The organism is Butyrivibrio sp. YAB3001 (assembly GCF_900112195.1).
Lineage (GTDB): Bacteria > Bacillota > Clostridia > Lachnospirales > Lachnospiraceae > Butyrivibrio.
Genome location: NZ_FOKR01000002.1, coordinates 237,807 through 252,686, shown reverse-complemented (window position 1 = coordinate 252,686; position 14,880 = coordinate 237,807). Strand labels below are relative to the sequence as shown.

Annotated in this window: 17 protein-coding genes; 16 read left to right on the top strand and 1 reads right to left on the bottom strand. The window is 36.4% G+C overall.

All coding sequences use genetic code 11. The annotated features are described in order from the left end of the window. From BM086_RS01130 to BM086_RS01070, 13 genes are all read left to right on the top strand, one after another. Positions 1-945, top strand: coding sequence for an ABC transporter permease (locus tag BM086_RS01130; RefSeq protein ID WP_092322148.1), 945 nt, complete (start codon positions 1-3; stop codon positions 943-945). Then, positions 946-1,368, top strand: coding sequence for a cytidine deaminase (locus BM086_RS01125; protein WP_330391466.1), 423 nt, complete (start codon positions 946-948; stop codon positions 1,366-1,368). 131 nt (positions 1,369-1,499) lie between these two features. Continuing rightward, positions 1,500-1,850, top strand: coding sequence for a 50S ribosomal protein L19 (gene rplS / locus BM086_RS01120; RefSeq protein WP_092322144.1), 351 nt, complete (start codon positions 1,500-1,502; stop codon positions 1,848-1,850). A gap of 70 nt (positions 1,851-1,920) precedes the next feature. Continuing rightward, positions 1,921-2,514 (top strand): signal peptidase I, encoded by a 594-nt coding sequence (gene lepB, locus BM086_RS01115; RefSeq protein ID WP_092322141.1) that lies wholly within the window; start codon positions 1,921-1,923, stop codon positions 2,512-2,514. A 20-nt stretch (positions 2,515-2,534) separates the two neighbouring features. After that, complete coding sequence (ylqF, locus tag BM086_RS01110) at positions 2,535-3,407, top strand: ribosome biogenesis GTPase YlqF (protein WP_092322139.1); 873 nt, start codon at positions 2,535-2,537, stop codon at positions 3,405-3,407. A gap of 52 nt (positions 3,408-3,459) precedes the next feature. Next, a complete protein-coding gene (lepB, locus tag BM086_RS01105; protein WP_092322137.1) occupies positions 3,460-3,993 on the top strand; it encodes a signal peptidase I in 534 nt (177 codons plus the stop codon). After that, a complete protein-coding gene (locus tag BM086_RS01100) occupies positions 3,993-4,754 on the top strand; it encodes a ribonuclease HII (protein WP_092322134.1) in 762 nt (253 codons plus the stop codon). Before lepB (BM086_RS01105) ends, BM086_RS01100 begins: the two co-directional genes overlap by 1 nt. Further along, positions 4,751-6,613, top strand: coding sequence for a flagellar hook-length control protein FliK (gene fliK, locus BM086_RS01095; RefSeq protein WP_092322131.1), 1,863 nt, complete (start codon positions 4,751-4,753; stop codon positions 6,611-6,613). The genes BM086_RS01100 and fliK overlap by 4 nt, the downstream gene beginning before the upstream one ends. Positions 6,614-6,678: 65 nt before the next feature. Further along, positions 6,679-6,978, top strand: coding sequence for an EscU/YscU/HrcU family type III secretion system export apparatus switch protein (locus tag BM086_RS01090; RefSeq protein ID WP_092322128.1), 300 nt, complete (start codon positions 6,679-6,681; stop codon positions 6,976-6,978). Positions 6,979-7,045: 67 nt separating this feature from the next. Beyond that, a complete protein-coding gene (locus BM086_RS01085) occupies positions 7,046-7,408 on the top strand; it encodes a YraN family protein (RefSeq protein WP_092322125.1) in 363 nt (120 codons plus the stop codon). Positions 7,409-7,428: 20 nt separating this feature from the next. After that, complete coding sequence (pgeF, locus tag BM086_RS01080; RefSeq protein WP_092322117.1) at positions 7,429-8,307, top strand: peptidoglycan editing factor PgeF; 879 nt, start codon at positions 7,429-7,431, stop codon at positions 8,305-8,307. Next, entirely contained in the window at positions 8,307-9,002 is a 696-nt protein-coding gene (locus BM086_RS01075) for a response regulator transcription factor (protein WP_092322114.1), read from the top strand. Before pgeF ends, BM086_RS01075 begins: the two co-directional genes overlap by 1 nt. Continuing rightward, a complete protein-coding gene (locus BM086_RS01070) occupies positions 9,002-10,063 on the top strand; it encodes a sensor histidine kinase (protein ID WP_092322111.1) in 1,062 nt (353 codons plus the stop codon). Before BM086_RS01075 ends, BM086_RS01070 begins: the two co-directional genes overlap by 1 nt. Before the next feature lie 74 nt (positions 10,064-10,137). On the opposite strand, the gene BM086_RS01065 is transcribed toward BM086_RS01070, so the two are convergent. Beyond that, positions 10,138-11,337: a ribose-phosphate pyrophosphokinase gene (locus tag BM086_RS01065; protein ID WP_092322108.1), complete on the bottom strand. Its 1,200-nt coding sequence runs from the start codon at positions 11,335-11,337 to the stop codon at positions 10,138-10,140. Positions 11,338-11,438: 101 nt separating this feature from the next. Between BM086_RS01065 and BM086_RS01060 the strand changes: the two genes are divergently transcribed. The 3 genes from BM086_RS01060 to plsY are packed head-to-tail and all read left to right on the top strand — an operon-like array spanning position 11,439 to position 14,867. Further along, positions 11,439-12,800 (top strand): DUF512 domain-containing protein, encoded by a 1,362-nt coding sequence (locus BM086_RS01060; protein ID WP_092323486.1) that lies wholly within the window; start codon positions 11,439-11,441, stop codon positions 12,798-12,800. 42 nt (positions 12,801-12,842) lie between these two features. Further along, complete coding sequence (gene der, locus BM086_RS01055) at positions 12,843-14,171, top strand: ribosome biogenesis GTPase Der (protein ID WP_092322105.1); 1,329 nt, start codon at positions 12,843-12,845, stop codon at positions 14,169-14,171. Further along, entirely contained in the window at positions 14,172-14,867 is a 696-nt protein-coding gene (gene plsY / locus BM086_RS01050; RefSeq protein WP_092322102.1) for a glycerol-3-phosphate 1-O-acyltransferase PlsY, read from the top strand. The last annotated feature ends 13 nt before the right edge of the window (positions 14,868-14,880 follow it).

Genomic DNA, 14,880 nt, shown 5'->3' with positions numbered 1-14,880 from the left:
ATGGTACTACTGCTTCAATACACACTTATCTTTTCAGCAGTGCTTATTCTTGTTGCTTTGGGAGGAATGTTCTCAGAGCGAAGCGGAATAATTAACCTCGGACTTGAGGGAATAATGGTATTTGGCGCAATGGCAGGAGGAATGGTTATGGTTCTTTTGCCGGATTCAGCGTCAAAGTTTACTATCGTAGTTTTGACACTTGTTGCTGCAGCAATCGCTGGTATGCTTTCTTCACTTTTGATCGGTGTTGCCTGCATATATTTCAAGGCTGATCAGACTCTTGTTGGAACAGCTGTAAATATGCTTGCTACAGCGGCTGCTACAGTTATTGTTAAGGCATTTAATACAAATAGGTCCAATGGTACTGATTTTTCAGCCAAACTTGATTATGTTAAAGGACATGCAGCATTCATGTTTAATATTGGAAGTCTTCAGCTTAGCTGGTTTGTTGTGATAGCTGCTGTACTTCTTGTGGCTGCTATTGTATTATTTTATAAGACTAAATTTGCTTTGAGATTACGTGCTTGTGGTGAACACCCTCAGGCTGCCGATTCCGTTGGTATCAATGTATATAAAATGAGATATGCCGGTGTTCTTATGTCTGGTTTTTTTGCAGGACTTGGCGGAATTATATATATTGCGGCAGCTAACTCTACATGGCACTTTGATTACGGTGTAGCAGGTGCAGGATTCCTTGCTCTTGCCGTAATGATATTTGGTCAATGGAAACCTGAACGCATTGCCTGGTCAGCTGTGCTTTTTGCAGTATTCAGATCCTTGTCCAATGTATATATGGGAATTGATTTTTTACATGCGCTTCCAATTTCCGGAACTGTTTATAATATGTTCCCATATATAGTTTCACTTATTGTTCTTGCATTTACATCACAGAAATCAAGAGCACCTAAAGCAGAGGGTATACCTTATGATAAGGGGGCAAGATAAATGACAGAAATAGAAAAAAAAGAGCTCATAAAAAGAGCGCTTGAGATGAGAAATTTTTCATATACACCATATTCTCATTATAATGTTGGTGCAGCGCTTTTAGCTGCTAACGGAACAATTTATACAGGCTGCAATATAGAAAATGCTTCATTCACACCTTCAAACTGTGCTGAGAGAACAGCATTTTTTAAGGCAGTTAGTGAAGGCGTAAAAGAGTTTAATGCTATAGCTATTGTTGGCGGCCCAAGTGATGCTATAGAGCTTGAGTATTGTCCTCCATGTGGTGTATGCAGACAGGTAATGAGCGAGTTCTGCAAAGACGATTTTATTGTTATCTGCGCTAAATCAGTTGATGAATACATGGAATATACTTTACCTGAAATATTGCCTGCAAGATTTGGTCCAAAAGATCTACTTGGATGATTGACTTTTTGTTATGCTTTATGGTATAGTATAGTACGTTGTGACAATCAGACGGTCCTCTGGTATGGTTAGAGTTTATTAGACTCGTCACATATGCATACTAAGAACGTCCATAGAATAGGAGAAAAAATATGAGTACAATTATTGAAGAGCTCGAGAAAGAGCAGCTGAATGCTAATGCACCTCAGTTCAACACTGGTGATACTGTAAGAGTACACGCTAAGATTAAGGAAGGAAACCGCGAAAGAGTACAGATTTTCGAAGGTACTGTTAAGAAGATCCAGGGCGGCAGCAACCGTACAACTTTCACAGTTAGAAAAGAGTCTTACGGTGTAGGCGTTGAGAAGACATGGCCACTTCACTCACCAATCGTTGAGAAGGTTGAAGTTGTAAGAAGAGGTAAGGTTAGAAGAGCTAAGCTTAACTACCTTAAGGGACTTACAGGTAAGAAGGCTAAGGTTAAGGAACTTGTTACCAGATAATTTGCTTATTAGAGGCAGTTACTTTTTAGTAATTGCCTCTTTTTCTTAATAGCCATAGGATAGGAGAAAGATGTTTCGCAAAAAGAGTAAACTTACATTTCATCAGAAGAAAACTATTTTTACCCCTAAGCTTTTTAGAGAGATATTTTCATGGATATCAGTGACTGTTTTATCTATTGTTTTGGCATTTGTCTTTGTATTTGCATTTGGAATGCAGGTGAAAGTAATCGGAGATTCCATGGAACCGTCAGCTTATAATGGTCAGACAGTTTTGGTCAACAAACTGATATTTAAAATATTTGGTCCCTCAAATGGCGATATAGTAGTTTTTTTACCTAATGGCAATACAAATTCTCATTTTTATGTTAAGCGTGTTGTCGCAGTTCCGGGAGATAAAGTTCAGATTATTGATGGAAGTCTTTATATAAATGGAACAATCCAGGATAAAGATGATGAAGAATATGATAAAATGGAAGATGCAGGGATTGCAGCAAATGAGATAAAACTTAAAAGCGGTGAATACTTTGTTCTGGGGGATAACAGAAACAGCAGTGAAGATTCACGAAGTGCGAATATTGGAATTGTGAAGACATCCATGATGGTTGGAAAAGTCTGGTATAAGATGGGTATTGGCGACCATAAGGGTGGAATAGTCTTAAATTAGTTATTTTGAAAGGTGTTTAGATGAATTATCAGTGGTATCCCGGTCATATGACTAAAGCAGTCAGAATGATGCAGGAAAATATTAAATTGATCGATATTATTATTGAGCTGACTGATGCCAGAGTGCCTTCCGCAGGAAGAAATCCTGATATTGACGAGCTTGGCAAGAATAAGTACAGATTGATAATTTTAAATAAAGCTGATCTGGCTGATCCTGCTATTACAAAGAAATGGCGTGATTATTACCAGTCTCAGGGAATGTTTGTGATGGAAATGAATTCCAAGACAGGAAACGAAGCATCAAAAGTAAAAGATTTGATCTTAAGCGCCTGTGCGGAAAAAATTGAAAAAGATAAAAAAAGAGGAATCGTGGGAAGACCTGTAAGGGCAATGGTTGCAGGAATTCCTAACGTTGGTAAATCTACTTTTATAAATAAACTTGCAGGTAAGGCATCTGCAAAGACAGGAAATAAGCCCGGTGTTACGAAGGGTAAGCAATGGATCTCTCTGGGGAGAAATATGCAGCTTCTTGATACTCCTGGAATTTTATGGCCCAAGTTTGAAGATGAGGAAGTTGGGCTTCATTTAGCATTAATTGGTTCTATGAATGATGAAAATCTTGATATTACGGAGCTTGCCTGTGAACTGATAAAAACACTCAATGAGTGCTATCCTGCGGCCGTTTATGAGAAGTATAATATAACTAAAGAGCAGGTAGAAGAACTTGAGAATGAGCAGTTTGCGACTTCATTAAGCGCAGTTCTTTCTGCTATAGCCATTAATAGAAAATGTTTTAAGCAGGGAGCAACGCCCGATATCGACAGAGCGGCAGCTCTTTTACTTGATGATTTTAGAAATGGCAGACTTGGAAGAATATCTATAGAAAAGCCATAATTGTCAAAGTTTTTATCAATAAAACAGTGCATTTGCACGGATTGGATAGGTTATGAAAAACGTATTGAAAGAATTGTTAAGTACTCTTATTTATGTCGGGATTGTTTTTTTGCTTACCTTTTTATTTATTACATTTGTAATGCAGAGAACAGAAGTAAGCGGTTCTTCAATGTATCCCACACTTCATGATAATGATTCACTATTGATTGAGAAGGTGAGCTATAGATTTAGCGACGTAAACAGGTTTGATATAGTTGTATTCCCTTACAGATATGGCAATAATGAGTTTTTTATAAAAAGAGTTATTGGTCTTCCGGGGGAGACCGTTAGAATTGATTATGATGGCAATATTTATATAAATGATGTTCTTTTGGAAGAGAATTATGGCGCTGAAAAGATAGAGGATCCCGGAATTGCCGTTGATGGAATTACCCTTGCAGATGATGAAGTGTTTGTTATGGGGGATAATCGCAATCACAGTATGGACAGTAGGGATCCGTCTGTTGGTAATATCAAAAAGAGTAATATTTTGGGACATGCTTTTGTTAGAATTTATCCATTTGACTCATTTGGAGGTATTAAATAATGAGTTCAATATCTGATATAAAGGCAAATTTAGAAAAAGCATATGATAAGGCAGAATTATTGGCTTTTGTCAATGAGTATTCTTCTGATGAGCGCGCTGGAGTGCAAAAAATAGTTGAAACTGCCAAAAAGAGAATTTCTGCAATTGATAAAGAAATTTCCAGAACATTTGAGATGTACAGCTATGAACGCGAGAACAGCGAATATGGCTTTCTTTGCGGAATCGATGAAGTTGGGAGAGGCCCGCTTGCTGGTCCTGTTTATGCTGCGGCTGTTATTTTGCCAAAAAATTCTGAAATTTTATATCTAAATGATTCGAAGAAATTATCCGAAAAAAAGAGAGAAGAGCTTTATGATGTCATCATGGAGAAAGCTGTTGCAGTAGGAATTGGTTCAGCTACTTGTGAACGCATTGATGAGATCAACATTTTACAGGCAACATTTGAAGCTATGACCATGGCAGTTAATTCATTGAATGTCAAGCCGGGAGCTCTTTTGATTGATGCGGTTCATATTCCGCAGCTTGAGGAGTTTAAACAGATTTCTATAATTAAAGGTGATGCGAAGAGTGCTTCAATCGCTGCTGCCAGTATAATTGCCAAGGTTACAAGGGACAGAGTGATGAAGGAATATGCAAATACTTATCCGGAGTATGGATTTGACTCTAATAAAGGGTATGGTAGTGCAGAACATATTGAAGCATTAAAAAAATATGGACCATGTTCTATTCATCGCAGATCATTTATAGGTAACTTTGTATGAATGTTATTTCCGGAGTTGCAAATAATAACAGCAATATAATAATTGATGGTAAGACACTGCAAAATGAAGCTTTGCAAGGTACTCCTGTGGAGCTCAAAAATGGCGCTACCATTTCTGGAAAAGTATTGTCTTTTATTGATACCGAAGAAGGTAAATTTGCAAACATTGATATCGGAAATGGAACTATTTCAGCCAAACTTTCTGAGGAAATGGGCCTTAAAGAAGGCCAGTTTCTAAATTTTATCGTTCGTGGTACAAATGAAAGAGGAGTAACTATTTCTCCTCTTTTTGAGAACACGTCTTTAATTCAGAGCACATTAAAAGCTTTGCAGGCTGCAGGGCTTGAGGTTAATAATGAGTCTATAAAGATGGTCCGGGATATGATGGAAGCCGGACTTCCTATCAATAAAGCTTCACTTTGGGAAATGAATAAAAATGTATCAAACTTCATGGAAACTCCTGTTTCTACAATGGTTGAAATGAAGAGTCTTGGTATACCCATAAATGAAAATACAATTGAACAATATAGCAATTATAAGAATTACGAGCACCAGGTCATTAATGAAATGACAACTATTGTTGATGAATTACCCAAAGCATTTAGTGCATTATCAGAAAATGGTAATTCTATGGGGGCTGTAAATCTTTATGGCTCATTATTAAAGATTTTTGGTGAGAGTCCAGAAGTTCCGCAAAGTGTTGGTGAAATAGTAGCTGAGTCATCAGAACAGGTAGTCCCTCAGGAAACTACTTTGGGAGAAAGAGAAGAAAATGTTATTGGCGACACAATAAAAAATCCTGAGGCAGAAAGTAAAACGGAAGTTCTTAACGAAAAAGTACAGGTAGATAATAGTGATGTGCCAAAAGATATGCCTAAAGATGTGCCTGTTAAGAATGATAATCAGCAGATAAATAATCTAAATCCAGATATTCTTACTACATCTGCTCAGCCTGACACAAAGAACATAGACACAAATCCTGGGCAAAGTCTTTTAACGAACGGATTAAAGCAAAGTACAACTGATATTAAAGATATTAAACTTTCAAATGATTTTGTAAATAATCTGCAAAATCTAAATGTGCCAGAGAAAAATATTCAGGCTTTGGTTAAGGCTATAAATCAGGGAGATTTAAGTGCAACAAAACAGTTGTTTAAAGAATTATCAACAGCTTTTGAAAGTGCTGATATGACTAATTCTGTCGAGATTGCTTCATGGAAAAAAATCTTTTCCTCGGATGATTTTAATAAACTATTAAAAGAGAATATTTCTTCACAGTGGATGCTAAATCCTGAAGAAGTTGAGAAAAAGGAAAATGTTGACAATCTGTATCAAAGACTGGGAAATCAGGTGAAGGCTCTTTCGCAGACTTTAAATAATGTACTAGGAGAAAATTCAAATATTTCGCAGTCTGCCAATAACCTTAGCAACAATATCGACTTCATGAATCAGCTTAACCATATGTTTCAGTATGTTCAGCTTCCTCTTCAGATGACCGGACAGAATGCAAATGGTGATCTTTATGTATACAGGAATAAAAATAAACGCTTGAGCGAAGATGGCAGTGTCAGTGCAATTTTGCATCTTGATATGGATAATCTTGGACCTTTGGATGTATATGTCAGGATGCTGGACAAAAAGGTTACAACTAATTTTTATGTTGCTGATGTTTCGATTATTGATCTTATCAATGATAATATACATATTTTGAATGAAAGGCTCGAAAAAAGAGGGTATTCTATGAAAGCAACTCTTAAGCTGCAGGATGATCTAAATGGTGAAGATGCAGCTGTTGATGAAATGCTTTCTGTTCAAAGAATGCCTATCGTTTCGACAACTTCTTTTGATGCAAGAGCCTAGTGTACTGTCTAGCTATTTTGTTACGTATGGGAATTTGAGTTTAAGATGATATTGTAGGTGACTACATGAAAGATAAAAAACAAAAAACGATTAAAACAGCCGTAGCTCTTGGCTATGATCCAAATGAAGATGGAGCTCCTAAGGTAATAGCATCCGGAAAAGGGTATCTTGCAGAAAAGATTATTGAGGAAGCAAAAGAGAACAAGATTCCTGTTCATGAGGATGATAAACTGGCAAATACACTTTCAAAGCTGGAAATCGGAGAGATGATTCCTCCGGAACTATATGAAGTTGTGGCTGAAATTCTTGTTTTTGTTGATGCAATGGATAAGATCAAAGCAAAAGAAAAAATGAAGGAAAAATAAAAAGTAATAGACAAATTAGTTTTCTTGTGATAGTATACGACTTATGTTTTTACAGATAAGGTGACAAATGAATAAGCGACAAGTTGGTAATTCTTTCGAGGACATGGCCTGCGATTTTTTAATAGAGTCGGGAGCGCATATCATTGAGAGAAATTACAGAGCCTTTAGGGGCGATATTGATATTATTGCCATGGATGGCAGATATCTGTGTTTTATCGAGGTGAAATACAGAAAAGATTCGAAGTATGGCGCAGCTGAGGCTGCTGTCAACTTTTCAAAACAAAAGCAAATCTGCAAATTATCAAAGCTTTATCTTTATTCTAAAAAGAAATCCGAAGATATCCCTATAAGATACGATGTTATAGCAATTACAAGTGATAGTGGAATTATTGGTATAAAATGGTATAAGAATGCTTTTTTATATGTTTAGAATGTACAGAATTGGAGAAAATGATGGAAAAAATAGCAATTAAGCGTACGGGATGTGAAAAGACAGTAGAATTACGAAAGAAAAATGGAGTTTATTATCTTGTTTTTCCTAAACTTGAAGAACTGGGAACTGTGGATCACCTTTTTAGCACAAGGCTTGGAGGTGTAAGCAAAGGCTGTTTTTCTGAAATGAATCTTAGCTATACAAGAGGCGATGAAAAAGAAGCAGTTGATGAAAACTATAAGAGAATATCTGATGTTTTGGGACATGGGAGAACATTAAATGATTTCGTATCCACTTTCCAGACACACACAACTAATGTAAGAGTTGTGACTGAAAAAGATAAAGGGAAAGGTCCTGCGATACCAAGGGATTATATCGATATTGACGGACTTATTACAAATGTTCCGGAAATCATTCTTTCTACATTTCATGCTGATTGTCCGCCAGTCTTTTTTGTTGATCCGGTAAATAATGCCATTGGACTTGCACATTCCGGCTGGAAGGGAACAAAGGGGAAGATTTCAGAAAAAGTCATTTTTGCAATGAGAGAAAACTATGGTACAAATCCAAAGGATCTTATATGTGCCATCGGGCCGTCTATATGTGGTCCATGCTATGAAATTGGTGAGGATGTTGCAAAAGAATTTTCAGAGGCTTTTTCTGAAGATGAGATCAGAGATTATGAAATTATTGTTCCATATCCAAACGATAAATATAGATTATATTTGTGGAATGCAATCAAACTGACGCTTGTTCAAAGTGGTGTTAAGGAAGAAAATATTGCGGTAACAGATGTTTGTACCAGATGTAATCCGGATATTTTGTTCTCTCATAGAATACATCATGATGATAGAGGAAATCTTGCGGCATTTTTGAGTTTGAAACAGGAGAAGTGATGGAAAATATACTTATTTGTGATGATGATAAGGAAATAGTAGAGTCTATAGCAATATATCTTGAAGAAGAAGGCTATCTGGTGTTTAAGGCTTATGATGGAATTCAGGGACTGGAACTTATAAAAAGAGCTGAAATACAATTGGCAATTATTGACATAATGATGCCAAATATGGACGGCTTCAGGTTTGTTAAAGAACTCCGCAAATTTAGCAGTATTCCGATTATTTTTCTTTCAGCCAAATCAGAAGATGCTGATAAGATACTTGGACTTAACATTGGCGCTGATGACTATATGACAAAGCCTTTCAATGCATTGGAACTGGTGGCAAGAGTCAAATCAAATCTGCGAAGATATATGACGCTGGGTTCTAAAGTAGAAAATGACAATATCTATTCGACAGGAGGACTTGTTATTGATGATAATTGTAAGGAATGTTACGTGCTTGGCGAGAGCATAAAACTTACTCCTGTTGAATACAATATTCTTTGCTTATTGGTAAAAAACAAAGGAAGAGTGTATTCTATAGAACAGATTTATGAAGAAATATGGGAAGAAGCCGGTGGTAGGTCAGATAATACAATTGCAGTGCATATCAGACATATCAGAGAAAAGATAGAAATAAATCCAAAGGATCCCAAATATCTGAAAGTGGTATGGGGCGTGGGATATAAGGTAGAGGAAGATGCCTGCTGATGATATTTAAGGAAATTTACAAAAAAGCCTCTTTTTATCCTGACAAAGCTTTGAAGAAGCTGATTGACAGTAAAAATGTTTACATTCGAACAATCTTTCCATATTCACTATTTGTGTCTATGAATTTTCTTCTTTATTCTATCGGCATTTCCGGAATTATCCTTGCTTTTTTAATCGATATACTTGTGGGAATTATATTATTAAAGCAAAACTACGACAGAAACCGTATTATTGAGGTTATAGAAATAATAAAAAATGATAATGTCAAAGCAAAAGTAAATACGAGTAAACTCCATTTTGATAATATCCCTCTTGCAGATGCAGTTAATTCCATTGGTGATGGAATTGAGAAGGCTGTAGATAAGAGCATGAGGGATGAAAAATTAAAAACTGAGCTTATCACCAATGTTTCACATGACCTTAAAACCCCGCTCACATCTATAATCAATTATGTTGGGCTTATAAAAAGAGAAAATATCGATAATGAAAAAATAAATGGCTATATAGAAGTTTTGGATAATAAAGCAAATAAATTAAAACATCTTACCGAAGATCTGGTTGAGGCTTCCAAGATTAGTTCAGGGAATGTGTCAGTGAGTTTATCTAAAATAAATTTTGTTGAGATGGTGAATCAGACCATAGGTGAGTTCTATGAGAAGTTCGAAACTTCCGGTCTTATACCATATTTTTCTTCGGAAGAATCTAAAATGATGATTATGGCTGATCCGGGACATCTGTGGAGAGTAATAGAAAATCTATTTGGTAATATTTGCAAGTATGCCCTCGAAGGAACAATTGTGTACATGGACATGAATTATGTTTATGAGAATTCATGTAAAAAGATTGTTTATTGCGTAAATAATATATCAAAATCAGAACTTACTGTTGACGAAGAAACGTTGTCTGAACGATTTATTAGAGGAGATAAGTCAAGAACAACTGAAGGAAGCGGCTTGGGGCTTTCTATTGCAAAAAGCCTTACCACACTGCAGGGTGGTGAGTTTAAGATAAGAACAACTGGAAATGTATTCAAAGCTATTTTATCATTTGATGCAGAATAAAAAAGGAAGAATAAAAAATACCGTTTAAAAACTTTTGGGAAGTTCTTAAACGGTATGGTGTGCTAAAAATATTGTTAATCAAAAAGTTCTGTAGGAGTCTTACAACCAGAGTTGTATTTCCTTACAATTTCATGAATCTTATCTGTTGGCATATTTACAGTTGACATTGAAGCGTCATGGTTGAGGAAGTCAATAATTGTTGCAAGGAATTTTCCCATATCAGCAACGACGATATATTCCTTTGAGAGCACTTCTTCGTTCATATAAGTGAGGTTTGTGGTAATCACTGCATCGAAGAATTTCTGTTCATAACCCTCATCGAATTTCTTCATTCCATCTGTGAATAATCCAAAGGTTGTGCAGATAAATACTCGCTTTGCTCCCATTGATTTAAGCTGTTTTGCAGTGTCAATCATACTTGAACCGGAAGAAATCATATCATCTATGATGATGACATCTCTTCCTGAAATGTCAGAGCCTAAGAATTCATGAGCAACGATAGGGTTGGTTCCGTTTACAACGTGGGCATAATCACGTCTCTTGTAGAACATACCTGTATCTGCACCGATTACGTTTGCGAAATAAACAGCTCTGTCTAATGCGCCTTCATCAGGTGAGATGACTGTTAAATGATCCTTATCAACAACAAGATCATCAATATGAGATAAAAGAGCCTTCATAAACTGATATGAAGCAAGGAAATTATCAAAACCGCCTATAGGCTTGGCGTTAGATATTCTAGGATCATGAGCATCAAAAGTAATGAAGTTTGAAATTCCCATATCATGCAGTTCTTTAAACATCTGGGCTGCATCAAGAGATTCCATGCCGGTTCTCTTATGCTGTCTGCCTTCGTATAAAAATGGCATGATAACATTGATTCTTTTTGCCTTGCCTGTTATGGCGCCGATGACACGTTTAAGATCCTGATAGTGATCATCCGGAGATTTGTGATTAACGTAATTGTACATTTTATAGGTGATGCTATAGTTACATACATCAGTCAGAATGTAGACGTCATTACCTCTTACACTTTCTCTGATGGTAGCTTTTGCTTCGCCGCTTGCAAAACGGTCAAGTTCATAGCCGATGAGATAGCTATCTTTAACATAGCCATGAAATGCAGGATCATTTTCCGGCATTTTATAGAGTTCATGTCTGAACTGGGATATGTAATTATCTACGCTGTTACCCAATTCTTTGGCTGATTCCATTACGATAAGACTTAGCGGCGCTACAGGAATAGTACCTTCAAGTTTATGAAAATCTGGCATATCAATCCCCTTTTTAAATAATTAAAATTATAAGTGCATACATAATTGTTTTATCATCATAGATACTGACACGTCAAGGAAATTCATGTATAATGAAAATTATGAAAAAATATAGTGGACATATAATAGGCAGTGTACAACAGGGTAGCATTGCTGAAGAACTTAATATTGAACCCGGAGATGCTCTATTAAAAATCAATGATCAGGAACTTGAGGATGTTTTTGATTACCAATATCTTGTTCAGGATGAACATCTTGATGTTCTTATCAGAAAAAAAGATGGAGAAGAATGGCTTCTTGATATTGATAAGGACTATGATGAGGAACTGGGCATCGAATTTGAAAATGGTCTGATGGATGATTACAGATCATGCAGTAATAAATGTATTTTTTGTTTCATAGACCAAATGCCTAAGGGAATGAGAGAAACTCTGTATTTTAAAGATGATGATTCAAGACTATCTTTTCTACAGGGAAATTACGTGACTCTTACAAATATGTCTGATAAGGATATTGACAGGATTCTCAAATATCATCTTTCTCCTATTAATATTTCTTTCCAGACTACAAATCCTGAATTAAGATGTAAGATGCTTGGAAACAGGTTTGCCGGAGAAGCTCTCAAAAAAGTAGACAGACTTTGCGCACCTGGCACAGGAATTGAGATAAATGGTCAGATAGTTCTTTGCAAAGGAGTAAATGATAAAGAAGAACTGACAAGGTCAATACGAGATCTGACTAAGTATATTCCTAATTTGCAGAGTGTATCGGTTGTTCCGGTTGGCTTATCCAAATTCAGAGAGGGGTTGTATCCCCTGGAGCCATTTGATTCTGAGGATGCCAAAGAGGTCATTGATGAAATAGAAAAGTGGCAGAAGAAGATTTACAGTGAACATGGTATACACTTTATTCATGCCTCAGATGAGTGGTATTTCCTTGCAGGAAGAGAATTTCCTGAGGAAGAACGCTATGATGGTTATATTCAGTTGGAAAACGGAGTTGGCATGATGAGACTTCTTATAACTGAGTTTGATGAGGCTTTTGATATAGCGCTTCAAAATCACAAGGAGCATATTGATAAATTAAATAGGAGCATTTCTTTTGCTACAGGAAAGCTGGTATATCCGGCCATTAAAAAGCTTGCTGATAAGGCAATGGAAGTTTGCCCTGGACTAAAGTGTAATGTTTATGAGATAATCAATGAGTTTTTTGGTGAAAAAATAACTGTTTCAGGACTTCTTACCGGCCAGGATATTATGAAACAGCTTAAGGGAAAAGAACTTGGTGAGATGTTGTATCTTCCTGAGAATCTATTAAGAAGCGGTGAAGATTATCTACTTGATGATGTTCATGTTCCTGAAATTGAAAAAGAACTTGAAGTGCCGATAGGTATTTCCAAGTGCGACGGACATAGCCTTGTTTCAACTCTCTTTGATATACCGATAGAAGTACTTATGGGTTAAGAGCTGAAAAAGTGTATTTTAATTTTTAGATAAGGAAAGAAAATGAGTAAAAGAAATATTGTTGCCGTAGTAGGCAGACCAAATGTGGGAAAATCCACACTTTTTAACGCACTTGCAGGAAGCAGGATTGCAATTGTCCAGGATAAACCTGGTGTTACAAGAGACAGGATTTATCAGGATGTTGAATGGCTTAATCATAGCTTTACTTTGATTGATACCGGCGGTATTGAACCTGACTCCAAGGATATTATTCTTTCACAGATGCGTGATCAGGCTCAGATTGCTATAGACACTGCTGATGTCATCATATTTATGGTTGATGTTAAGCAGGGACTTACTGATGCTGATTCCAAAGTTGCAGATATGCTTAGAAGATCAGCTAAGCCTGTTGTTCTTTGCGTTAACAAAGTTGATAACTATAACAGAGATTCACTTGATGTTTATGAGTTTTATAATCTTGGAATTGGTGATCCATTCCCTATTTCTGCTATTAACAAACAGGGAATCGGAGATCTGCTTGAAGAGGTTGTGAGCCATTTCAGCAAGGATTCAACAGCTGATGAAGAAGATGATTCTATTAAGATTGCGATAATTGGTAAGCCTAATGTTGGTAAATCATCTATCATCAATAAACTTATCGGTGAGAACAGACTTATTGTTTCTGATATTGCTGGAACGACAAGAGATGCCATTGATACTGAGGTAAAATACAACGGCAAGAAATATACATTTATTGATACAGCTGGTCTTAGACGTAAGAACAAGGTAAAAGACGAGCTTGAGCACTATATGATCGTCAGAACAGTTGGAGCTGTTGAAAGAGCTGATGTCGCTATTCTGGTTATCAACGCTGACGAAGGTGTTACAGAGCAGGATGCAAAGATTGCGGGCATCGCGCATGACAGTGGTAAGGCTGTGATCATCGCAGTAAATAAGTGGGATCTTATTGAAAAAGATAATCATTCAGTAAAAGAATTTACCAAGGACATCAGAGATACGCTTTCCTTTATGAATTATGCGGAGATAATTTTTGTATCAGCTGAAACGGGTCAGAGACTTGTTAAGCTCTACGATATGATTGATATGGTTTCTGAAAACCATGCCCTCAGAGTTGCTACCGGTGTACTTAATGAGATAATGACACAGGCAGTTGTTATGCAGCAGCCACCAAGTGATAAGGGCAAGATCTTAAAGCTTTACTATATTACTCAGGCATCTGTAAAGCCACCGACATTTGTTATCTTTGTAAATGATAAAAAGCTGATGCATTTCAGCTATACAAGATATATTGAAAACCAGATACGTGAGGCTTTTGGATTTAAGGGAACACCATTGAGATTTATAATAAGGGAGAGAAAAGAGGAAAAGTAAATGGGGCTTAATAATTTACTTGTTGTAAGGGTTATCTGTATCATTGTGGGGTATTGTTTTGGAATGATACAGACTGCAGTTTTTTATGGCAGACTTAAAGGGGTAGATATTCGCAAGGTTGGAAGCGGCAATGCAGGAACAACCAATACACTTAGAGTTTTAGGAACAAAAGCAGGTTTTATTGTTCTTTTCGGCGATATGTTTAAGTGTATTCTCGCAATTTTACTTACCGGTTTTTTGTTTAAGGGAATTTTAGGACAGGATGTATACGATCAGTATAAATGGCTTCTTAAAATTTATACTGCAGCGGGATGTGTTCTCGGACATGATTTCCCATTCTTTCTTAAATTTAAGGGCGGAAAAGGAATTGCAGTTACATCGGGATATATTATCGCAATGCACTGGACATTTGTGATTGTAGGAATGGCTTCTTTTTTAATTCCTTTTAATATCACTCATTTTGTATCACTTGGAAGTTTATGTCTTTATTCATGTTTCTTTTTACAGCTTGTTATATGCGGTCAGCTGGGATTTTTGGGCATGGATATAATGTCTCAGGGAACACTTATTGAAATGTATGTTGTGGCATTTTTGATGACAGTTTTAGCTTTTTATCAGCATAGAGGAAACATTAAGAAGCTTTTATCTGGAACTGAAAGAAAGACATATTTATTCAAGAAGAACAAAATTGATTAAGCAGCATATTGTT

Excerpts from the sequence above, each read along its gene's own strand:
- BM086_RS01130 (WP_092322148.1), top strand. The coding sequence starts at position 1 with ATGGTACTACTGCTTCAATACACACTTATCTTTTCAGCAGTGCTTATT.
- BM086_RS01125 (WP_330391466.1), top strand. The coding sequence starts at position 946 with ATGACAGAAATAGAAAAAAAAGAGCTCATAAAAAGAGCGCTTGAGATG.
- rplS (WP_092322144.1), top strand. The coding sequence starts at position 1,500 with ATGAGTACAATTATTGAAGAGCTCGAGAAAGAGCAGCTGAATGCTAAT.
- lepB (WP_092322141.1), top strand. The coding sequence starts at position 1,921 with ATGTTTCGCAAAAAGAGTAAACTTACATTTCATCAGAAGAAAACTATT.
- ylqF (WP_092322139.1), top strand. The coding sequence starts at position 2,535 with ATGAATTATCAGTGGTATCCCGGTCATATGACTAAAGCAGTCAGAATG.
- lepB (WP_092322137.1), top strand. The coding sequence starts at position 3,460 with ATGAAAAACGTATTGAAAGAATTGTTAAGTACTCTTATTTATGTCGGG.
- BM086_RS01100 (WP_092322134.1), top strand. The coding sequence starts at position 3,993 with ATGAGTTCAATATCTGATATAAAGGCAAATTTAGAAAAAGCATATGAT.
- fliK (WP_092322131.1), top strand. The coding sequence starts at position 4,751 with ATGAATGTTATTTCCGGAGTTGCAAATAATAACAGCAATATAATAATT.
- BM086_RS01090 (WP_092322128.1), top strand. The coding sequence starts at position 6,679 with ATGAAAGATAAAAAACAAAAAACGATTAAAACAGCCGTAGCTCTTGGC.
- BM086_RS01085 (WP_092322125.1), top strand. The coding sequence starts at position 7,046 with ATGAATAAGCGACAAGTTGGTAATTCTTTCGAGGACATGGCCTGCGAT.
- pgeF (WP_092322117.1), top strand. The coding sequence starts at position 7,429 with ATGATGGAAAAAATAGCAATTAAGCGTACGGGATGTGAAAAGACAGTA.
- BM086_RS01075 (WP_092322114.1), top strand. The coding sequence starts at position 8,307 with ATGGAAAATATACTTATTTGTGATGATGATAAGGAAATAGTAGAGTCT.
- BM086_RS01070 (WP_092322111.1), top strand. The coding sequence starts at position 9,002 with ATGATATTTAAGGAAATTTACAAAAAAGCCTCTTTTTATCCTGACAAA.
- BM086_RS01065 (WP_092322108.1), bottom strand. The coding sequence starts at position 11,337 with ATGCCAGATTTTCATAAACTTGAAGGTACTATTCCTGTAGCGCCGCTA.
- BM086_RS01060 (WP_092323486.1), top strand. The coding sequence starts at position 11,439 with ATGAAAAAATATAGTGGACATATAATAGGCAGTGTACAACAGGGTAGC.
- der (WP_092322105.1), top strand. The coding sequence starts at position 12,843 with ATGAGTAAAAGAAATATTGTTGCCGTAGTAGGCAGACCAAATGTGGGA.
- plsY (WP_092322102.1), top strand. The coding sequence starts at position 14,172 with ATGGGGCTTAATAATTTACTTGTTGTAAGGGTTATCTGTATCATTGTG.